Annotated in this window: 9 protein-coding genes and 2 riboswitches; of the genes, 8 read left to right on the top strand and 1 reads right to left on the bottom strand. The window is 67.1% G+C overall.

The window, feature by feature from the left end:
* The first annotated feature begins 138 nt into the window (after positions 1-138).
* Entirely contained in the window at positions 139-723 is a 585-nt protein-coding gene (locus SCNU_RS18305; protein WP_040518857.1) for an RBBP9/YdeN family alpha/beta hydrolase, read from the top strand.
* A gap of 32 nt (positions 724-755) precedes the next feature.
* Here SCNU_RS18305 and SCNU_RS18300 read toward each other — a convergent pair whose 3' ends face one another.
* Positions 756-1562, bottom strand: a complete 807-nt coding sequence (locus SCNU_RS18300) for an META domain-containing protein (RefSeq protein WP_009680909.1) — start codon at positions 1560-1562, stop codon at positions 756-758.
* 108 nt (positions 1563-1670) lie between these two features.
* On the opposite strand from SCNU_RS18300, the gene secA2 reads away from it, so the two are divergent.
* The 7 genes from secA2 to SCNU_RS18265 all read left to right on the top strand — a co-directional run bounded on the left by secA2 (position 1671) and on the right by SCNU_RS18265 (position 8079).
* Positions 1671-3965, top strand: a complete 2295-nt coding sequence (gene secA2, locus SCNU_RS18295; protein ID WP_009680908.1) for an accessory Sec system translocase SecA2 — start codon at positions 1671-1673, stop codon at positions 3963-3965.
* Positions 3962-4585 (top strand): CDP-alcohol phosphatidyltransferase family protein, encoded by a 624-nt coding sequence (locus SCNU_RS18290; RefSeq protein ID WP_009680907.1) that lies wholly within the window; start codon positions 3962-3964, stop codon positions 4583-4585. Before secA2 ends, SCNU_RS18290 begins: the two co-directional genes overlap by 4 nt.
* Positions 4586-4723: 138 nt before the next feature.
* On the top strand, positions 4724-5128 hold the full coding sequence (gcvH, locus tag SCNU_RS18285) for a glycine cleavage system protein GcvH (RefSeq protein ID WP_009680906.1): 405 nt from the start codon (positions 4724-4726) through the stop codon (positions 5126-5128).
* Positions 5129-5453: 325 nt separating this feature from the next.
* Entirely contained in the window at positions 5454-5915 is a 462-nt protein-coding gene (garA, locus tag SCNU_RS18280; RefSeq protein WP_337998798.1) for a glycogen accumulation regulator GarA, read from the top strand.
* Between the two features lie 41 nt (positions 5916-5956).
* Positions 5957-6640 (top strand): transcriptional regulator FtsR, encoded by a 684-nt coding sequence (ftsR, locus tag SCNU_RS18275; RefSeq protein ID WP_009680904.1) that lies wholly within the window; start codon positions 5957-5959, stop codon positions 6638-6640.
* 51 nt (positions 6641-6691) lie between these two features.
* Positions 6692-7204, top strand: coding sequence for a bifunctional nuclease family protein (locus SCNU_RS18270; RefSeq protein ID WP_009680903.1), 513 nt, complete (start codon positions 6692-6694; stop codon positions 7202-7204).
* 242 nt (positions 7205-7446) lie between these two features.
* Positions 7447-8079, top strand: a complete 633-nt coding sequence (locus tag SCNU_RS18265) for a MerR family transcriptional regulator (protein ID WP_009680902.1) — start codon at positions 7447-7449, stop codon at positions 8077-8079.
* A gap of 89 nt (positions 8080-8168) precedes the next feature.
* A riboswitch (glycine riboswitch) is annotated at positions 8169-8268 on the top strand.
* A riboswitch (glycine riboswitch) is annotated at positions 8269-8385 on the top strand.
* Positions 8386-8425 lie beyond the last annotated feature (40 nt).

The raw sequence follows: 8425 nt of genomic DNA, 5'->3' as shown, positions 1-8425 counted from the left end.
AACCGCCAGCCCGGACAGGTCGGCTTCACCCACCACGCCTGAACCGGAACTCAGACCGACAGATCCGCGGGCGGGAGGACTCACCACCTCCCGCCCGCGTTTCGTCGACAGCCCGAGAAGAGATCGGAGTCAGTTGTAATGACCGCAGAAAGTATGGTCGCAGAACCCACCTACGTGATCGTGCCCGGCCTGCGCGGACACGTCGAAGAACACTGGCAGACGCTCCTGGCGGCCACCCTCGAGAAGTCCGTGATCATCCCGCCCATCGACACCATCGACCTCGACACCCGCGTCGCCGCCCTCGAGGCCGCCGTGGCAGGCGTCGACGGTCCGGTGATCCTCGTGGCCCACAGCGCCGGGGTCCCGACCACCGTCTACTGGGCGTCACGGACCGAGCTGTCGGTGGCCGGCGCGCTGCTGGCCACGCCGCCCGATCTCGACAAGCCGCTCGGCGCCGGCCACCCGACTCGTGAGGAGCTCGACGCCGCCGGTTGGGGGCCGCTGCCGATGTCGGAGCTGCCGATGCCGACGATCGTCGCCGCGAGCACCGACGACCCCCTCGCGGGCCTGGACAAGACCACCGAGCTCGCGCAGGCGTGGGGGAGTCGCCTGGTGAACCTCGGCGAGGTCGGACACCTGAACCCCGCGTCCGGCTACGGCCCGTGGCCGGCGGGCGCGGAACTGCTCGCGGAACTGCGCGAGATGATCGGCGTCGCCGCCTGATCGGCCTATCCGAACCGGAGGGCGGTCGACGGCTACGAGCCGTCGGCCGCCTTCAATCGTAGGCCGACGTCGCCGTGTGCGACGTTCGTCAACGACATGTCGTCGCCGTCGACCTCGACGGTCGCCGCGCCGTCGAGGGCGGCTAGCACAGTCCGTTCGACCTCAGTGGTCTCCGGGTCGCATGCGATTCGAGTGGTGGCGATCGGGGAGAAGGTGATCCGGTCGCCGTCGACCTGCGCCGTTCCGGTCATCCGATTGCAGCCGGTGCTGCCGCTCAGCCTGCCGTCGTCGGCGATCTCGAAGTACGGCTCGCTCTTGCGCAGAGCGGCGGACGTCGACACGGCATCGTCGGCGACCAGAGCGGTGACCTGCCACCGGGTGCCGACGACGGGTCGGTTCTGCCGCTCGACGAGCGTCACCTGCTGATCGCCCCGCGACAGGGTGAGCGTCTGGTCGTCCAGATGCCACGTGAGCGGCGAGCCGAGGAGGTTCGACACCCACCGGTCCGCGCCGTCTCGCGGCGGCGGGCAGGCCATCATGGTCCCGACGAGATTTCCGGTGGTCATCGTGTCGCCGTCGAACGCGACGCTGCCGCCGTGACCGTTGCACCCGGCGTTCGCGCTCAGCTGGCCCTTCGTGAAGGCGAGCACCAGCGGTCCGCCACCGGGGATCTGCGGCCCGTTCACCTGGCTCGAGAGATACGTGTTGCCGACGAGGGCGGCCGGATCGGACGGAACGGTCGAGTCGTCGTCTGTACATCCGGTGACCGCACCGACGACGGCGATGACGACGGCCGCGGATCCAGCGACCCGGGCACGCATGCGGCGTCCGATGCTCATGTGCGTCACGGTAGCGCAGCGCCGCGTACGGTAGATCACGATCGACCCGGCTCGCAGGGGCGAGCCGAGGTCAACGCAGTCGGCCGAGTTCTAGGGAACAGGAAGCACGTGGGAAGACTCACCAACGCGATGTGGCGCATGCTTGGTGCGCAGACGTCTCGAAACCAGTCGCAGTCGCTGACGATGATCGAGCAGTCGGCGAAGCACGACGAGTGGGCTGCCGAGCTCTCGGACAGCGAGTTCGCGGGCATCGCCGCCGACCTCGACATGTCCGTGGTCGAGGACCGTGCGAAGTTCTTGGCCCTGGTTCGCGCCGGCGGCGACCGGAAGCTCGACATGAAGCCGTTCGACGTTCAGCTGCAGGGCGCGCTCCGGATGCTCGAGGGCGACGTTGTGGAGATGGCGACCGGCGAGGGCAAGACGCTCGCCGGTGCGATCGCCGCGATCGGCTATGCACTCGACGGCCACCAGATCCACGTGGTCTCGGTCAACGACTACCTGGCCGACCGCGATGCGAAGTGGATGAAGCCGCTCTACGACCTCTTCGGCATCTCGGTGGCCTCGATCAACGAGCACTCGTCGCGCGAGGAGCGGCAGAAGGCCTACGACGCCGACGTGACGTACGCGTCGGTCAACGAGATCGGCTTCGACGTCCTGCGCGACCACCTGGCGCTCCACGAGGAGGACCTGGTCGCGCCCGAGCCCGACGTGGTGATCGTCGACGAGGCGGATTCGGTTCTCGTCGACGAGGCGCTGGTCCCGCTGATCCTCGCCGGATCGACCGATGCCGAGATCCCGAACAGCGCGATCCACGAGGTGGTCTCGCACCTGAAGTCGAAGCACTACGAACTCGACCAGGACGGGAAAAACGTCTCGCTCACCGAGGAGGGCGCGCAGTTCGTCGAGCGCACGCTCGGTGGAATCAACCTGTACGACGAAGAGCACGTGTCGAGCACTCTCGTTCACGTGAACGTGGCGCTGTATGCGTACTACCTGCTCGAACGCGACGTCGACTACATCGTCCGTGACGGCGGCATCCACCTGATCAACGCCTCCCGAGGCCGTGTCGCACGACTGCAGCGGTGGCCCGACGGTGTGCAGGCGGCCGTCGAGTACAAGGAGGGGCTGAATCCGACCGAGGCCGGCGAGGTGATCGACACCATCACCGTCCAGGCGCTGATCGGCCGATACCCGCGGGTCGCGGGCATGACCGGAACCGCGATCGCCGCCGGTGAGCAGTTCCGCCAGTTCTACGACCTTCAGGTCTCGCAGATTCCGCCGAACGCGCCGAACATCCGCGAGGACGAGCCGGATCGGGTGTACGACAACAAGGCGCACAAGGTGGAGGCGGTCGTCGAATTCGTCTCGGAGATCCACGAGACCGGCCAGCCGATCCTGATCGGCACGCACGACGTCGCGCAGTCGGAGGAGCTCGCGTACTTCCTCGAGCGGGCGGGTGTGCCGTCGGTGGTGCTCAACGCGAAGAACGATGCGGAGGAGGCCGCGATCATCGCCGAGGCCGGACGGAAGTCGGCCGTCACCGTGTCGACCCAGATGGCCGGACGCGGCACCGACATCCGTCTCGGCGGCTCGAGCGGCGATGACGCGGCCCGCGACGAGGTGATCGAACTCGGCGGCCTGTGCGTGGTCGGCACCGGTCGGTACGACACCGAGCGGCTCGACAATCAGCTGCGCGGTCGCGCCGGACGTCAGGGCGACCCGGGCCGGTCGGTGTTCTTCTCGAGCCTGGAGGATCCGCTCGTCACGAAGAACCTGACGCACCAGCGCGAGCAGCAGGCGATCTCGCCGGACGGGTCGGTGGGTGCCAAGGGCGCCGAGAGCGTGGAGAACGCGCAGAAGATCGCCGAGGGCGCGATGCTGCAGCTGCACAGCAACACCTGGAACTTCAACAAGCAGGTCAACGAGCAGCGCAGCTCGATCGTCCGCCGCCGGATGACGGTGCTGACCACCGACCGGGCGTTGACCGACCTCAAGGAGGCCGAGCCGGAGCGCTACGCCGAACTGGCCGACGAGGTCGACGAGTCGGTGCTGGTCGACGCCGCGCGCCAGATCATGCTGTATCACCTCGACCGGGTGTGGGCCGACCATCTCGCGTACATCGCCGACGTGCAGGCGAGCATCCACCTGCGTGCGCTGGGCGCACAGAGCCCCTTGGAGGAGTTCCACAAGCTGATCTTCGCGGAGTTCGCGAAGCTGCAGGACGAGGCGATGGAGGCGGCGCGCAAGACCTTCGTCGACGCCCGGATCACCGCCGACGGCGTCGACCTCGGGCTGGAGGGTCTGCATCGGTCGACGATGACCTGGACTTACCTGGTCCACGAGAATCACTTCGCCTCGGCCGGCGCGCAGGCGATCGCGGGCATCGTCGGCATCTTCCGGTGACGCCGCAACCAGAGTCGCAGCCCGGGACTCCGCAGCCCGAGCGCAGCGACGCCGTCTGGACGGTGCCGAACGCGCTGAGCGTCCTCCGGCTGCTGCTGATCCCGGTCTTCATCTGGCTGCTGCTGGTGGAGGAGTCGGCGGGCTGGGCGTTCGTCGTCCTGTTCGTGTCGGGACTCACCGACTGGCTCGACGGCAAGCTCGCCCGCTGGCTGGGGCAGTCGTCGAAGTTGGGTGCGCTGCTCGACCCGGCGGCCGACCGCCTGTACGTGATCGTCATTCCGATCTGCTTCGGCATCCGCGAGTTCGTGCCGTGGTGGCTGATCGGATTGATCATCGGGCGGGACCTGCTGCTGTTCGCGACCGCTCCGTTGCTGAAGTCGCGCGGCATCACGGCCCTGCCGACGCTGTACGTCGGCAAGGCGGCGACCTTCGCGCTGATGAGTTCGTTCCCGTGGCTGCTGGCCGGACAGATCGACGGCGTCATCGGCACGATCTGCTATCCGATCGGGTGGGCGTTCCTGCTGTGGGGCGTCGGGCTCTACCTGTGGTCGCTGGTCCTGTACTGGATTCAGACCGTCGCGGTGGTCCGGCGGATGCCGCGCGCTTCGGTCACAGCCTGATCACGCGTGCGCGTCCGACCGGGTTGATGCGGGATCTGCGGGCACTCCACGATAAAGTCATGGAGCGTCTCGCGGCCGCAGCGTAGCGGTGGGCGAGAGTCAGTCCGAGTCTTCGACAGCCCTGAGAAAGGCCGTATCGTGAGCGACACCCAGATCCCCGACGAGCTGCGTTACACCGCCGAGCACGAGTGGATCCGCAAGGTCGGCGACAAGACCGTCCGCGTGGGAATCACCGACTTCGCACAGGACGCGCTCGGCGACGTCGTCTTCGTTCAGCTGCCGGACGTCGACTCGGATGTGGAGACCGGAGAGTCCTTCGCCGAGGTCGAGTCGACCAAGAGCGTCTCTGACATCTTCGGTCCGCTCGACGGAACGGTGGCGGCGGTCAACGACGAGCTCGACGGCGCCCCGGAGCTGGTGAACTCGGCTCCGTACGGTGACGGCTGGCTCGTCGAGATCACGCTCGCGGACGATGCCGACATCGACGGCGTTCTCGCGTCCCTGTTGGACGCGGAAGGCTACCGCGCGGTTATCAGCAGCTGACCGGCAGCTGACGGCCGGCCTCTCCGGAGGTGACTCGTGTCCGCGTCGCGGACCGTGTCGATATGATTTCCAGTACGCCAAACGTCCCCGACCCCGGGCGGCGCTTGGACAAAGACGGTAGGTTCACATAAGAGGTTCCTGCCTCGCAGACGCACATCTCAACGGAGAGATGGTCCGATGCGTGTGTAACAGCGAGTGAGCCCAAAGGTGCGGTACCACCGGACAATTGGAGTTCGCGCAGGTACCTCGGCTGACATGCTGCAGGCCCCGACCGGGGACTGCGGAGTCTCGAGTCACGGCGGGGTGCGTTGACGATGAAGGAGATGTGGTGAGCGGTAACGACAACGGCTTTGAAGCGCCCGTGGAGACGACTTCGGTCTTCCGCGAGGACTTCATCAAGGAAGTAGACGCCCCAGCGACGTCGAACGAGCCGGCCGATACCGGTGTCGAGCGGCTGTCGCCGGGAACGGCGCTGCTGGTGGTGAAGCGCGGACCGAACGCGGGGTCGCGATTCCTGCTCGACCAGCCGACCACGTCGGCCGGTCGTCATCCCGACAGTGACATCTTCCTCGACGATGTCACCGTCAGCCGTCGGCACGCGGAGTTCCGCCGCAACGGCGACGACTTCCAGGTGGTCGATGTCGGCAGCCTGAACGGCACTTACGTGAATCGGGAGCCGGTCGACACGGCGACCCTCACCAGCGGTGACGAGGTCCAGATCGGCAAGTTCCGTCTCGTCTTCCTCTCCGGCCCGCGTGCCGGTGAGTCGGGTGCCACGCTGTCGTGACCTCGTCTGCTGCGCGTGACACCGCCGCCAGCGACCGCACTATGTCCATCGGTGCTGTGCTGGCGGTGCTGCGAGAAGAGTTCCCCGACGTCACGATCTCGAAGATCCGGTTCCTCGAAACCGAGGGACTGGTGACTCCGGAGCGCGCGCCGTCCGGCTATCGCCGGTTCAGCGATGCGGACTGTGAGCGTCTGCGTTTCGTGCTGACGGCGCAGCGGGATCGCTATCTGCCGCTGAAGGTGATTCGCGAGCAGCTCGATGAGATCGACGCGGAGTCCGGAGCCGGTGGTTCCGGCCCGCGTCTGCTCTCGTCCGCGCGCAGTGCGGTGGCTCCGGCCACCGACTTCAGTTCGCGCGGCGGCCGCGTCGACCGCGAGTCCCTCATGGAGCGGACCGGTGTCGACTCGGCATTCATCTCGGAGCTGGTGCGCAACGGATTGCTGTCGGCCGGGCCGGGCGGATTCTTCGACGAAGACGCCGTTCGCCTGGTCGAAGCCGCCGCCGCGCTGGCCAATTTCGGCCTCGAGTCGCGCCACCTGCGGGCGTTCAAGATCAGTGCCGATCGCGAGGCCGGACTGGTCGCGCAGATCGCCGGCCCCATCGCGAAGGGCAAGGGCACCGGAGCGCGCGATCGCGCCGAGGAGCTCGTCCGCGAGATGGCGGCCCTGTCGGTGACGCTGCATACCCAGTTGGTCAAGGCCGCCGTCCGCGGCGCCCTTGACTGACCGGTATCCGCGTAACCTGTACTTCTAGTCGATTCTCAGGAGGCGAGACCTATGGGTGAGATGCGCGTCGTGGGTATCCGGGTTGAGCCGCCGCAGAATCAGCCCGTTCTCCTGCTCCGTGAAGTGAGCGGGGCACGTTACCTCCCGATCTGGATCGGACAGAGTGAGGCGGCGTCCATCGCCCTCCAGCAGCGGGGCGTCGAACCGCCGCGACCGCTCACGCACGACCTCGTGGTGAATCTGTGCGAGGCGTTCGGGCGGTCGCTCCGGCAGGTCCGCATCGTCGACATGCAAGAGGGCACCTTCTATGCGGAGATGGTCTTCGACGGTGACGTGGTTGTGGAGGCGCGTCCGTCCGATGCGATCGCGATCGCGATGCGGTGCGACGCGCCGATCATCGCCGCAGACGACGTCCTCGACGATGCCGGGATGCTCATGCCGGAGGAGGAGGGCGGCGCATCGGCGGACGCCGACGGCGCCAGCGAGGACGAGGTCGAGGCATTCCGCGAGTTCCTCGATCAGGTCTCGCCCGAGGACTTCCTCGGTCCGGAGTCGGATTCCTGACGAGGTCGGGTGGGCGACCCGCCGGTCCGAACGGTAACGATCGCGTCTCACCGCCGTCACCATTTGTCTACACCTGAACTTTAGGTTGAGGTTTACCGCGAGTCGCATTGATTGCGTGCTGCGGAGTCCATAGTTTTATCCCAACGTCATCGCGACAAGCGGCGACAAACACTTTGTCAGCGGTCGGGAGTACTCTCATTACGAGAGATCCACCGGCCCGAGTCTTGTGTAAGGGAGCTACCGTGGGCGATCACCCGTCAGACCTGCAGCCCGGCGACGATGCGTCGACCGATGCGACGTCGGTCAGTGCCATGCCGGTTCAGGGCGGCCTGGACGATATCGCGCCCGGATTGTTCCCCAACGACACCGTTCCGGACGAGCTCGTCGGGTACCGCGTCCCGAGTGCCTGCCAGATCGCAGGCATCACGTACCGGCAACTCGACTACTGGGCGCGCACGTCGCTGGTGGTCCCGTCGATCCGCGGCGCGGCCGGCTCCGGGAGTCAACGGCTGTATTCGTTCAAGGACATCCTGGTCTTGAAGATCGTCAAGCGGCTGCTGGACACGGGGATCTCGCTGCAGAACATCCGGGTGGCCGTCGACCACCTGCGTCGCCGAGGTGTGGAGGATCTCGCCCGGATCACCCTGTTCTCCGACGGCACCACCGTGTACGAGTGCACGTCCGCAGAAGAGGTGGTCGACCTTCTCCAGGGCGGTCAGGGCGTGTTCGGGATCGCGGTGTCGGGAGCCATGCGTGAGCTGACCGGAACGATCGCCGACTTCCCGGGAGAGCGTGCCGACGAGGGCGTCAGCGAGTCGTCGCCAGAGGACGAGTTGGCCGCCCGTCGCAAGAACCGGACGCGCGCCACCGGATAGCGAGCAGGCGCCGCGCCGGTGTGACCTGCATCCGCGGCGGGCGTCGAACGCCCGCTTTCCACCGATGTCTTGGTAGCCTGTCGGTGCGTCGCTACGCTGCGGGAGAGCGTTGTCCGGGAGACCGGACGGCCGCCGAAGGAGCAACACCTCTCCGTCAAACTCTCAGGCACCCGGGACCGTGGCTGCTGACGACGTCTCTGGAAAGAGGCGAGGGTCCACTCTCGTCCGCCCACGGTGAAAGGCAGCGGTTCGCCGCCGCCGAATCTCTCAGGCGCTGCGTTCGCGCAGCATGACAGAGGGGGAGGGACCAGTCCGGAACCGTCCGGATCGAGAAGATCAAGGTGCC

The sequence above is a fragment of the Gordonia neofelifaecis NRRL B-59395 genome (assembly GCF_000192435.1).
Lineage (GTDB): Bacteria > Actinomycetota > Actinomycetes > Mycobacteriales > Mycobacteriaceae > Gordonia > Gordonia neofelifaecis.
The sequence above is the reverse complement of the archived record's forward strand: the minus strand, read 5'-3'. Positions and strand labels throughout refer to the sequence as shown.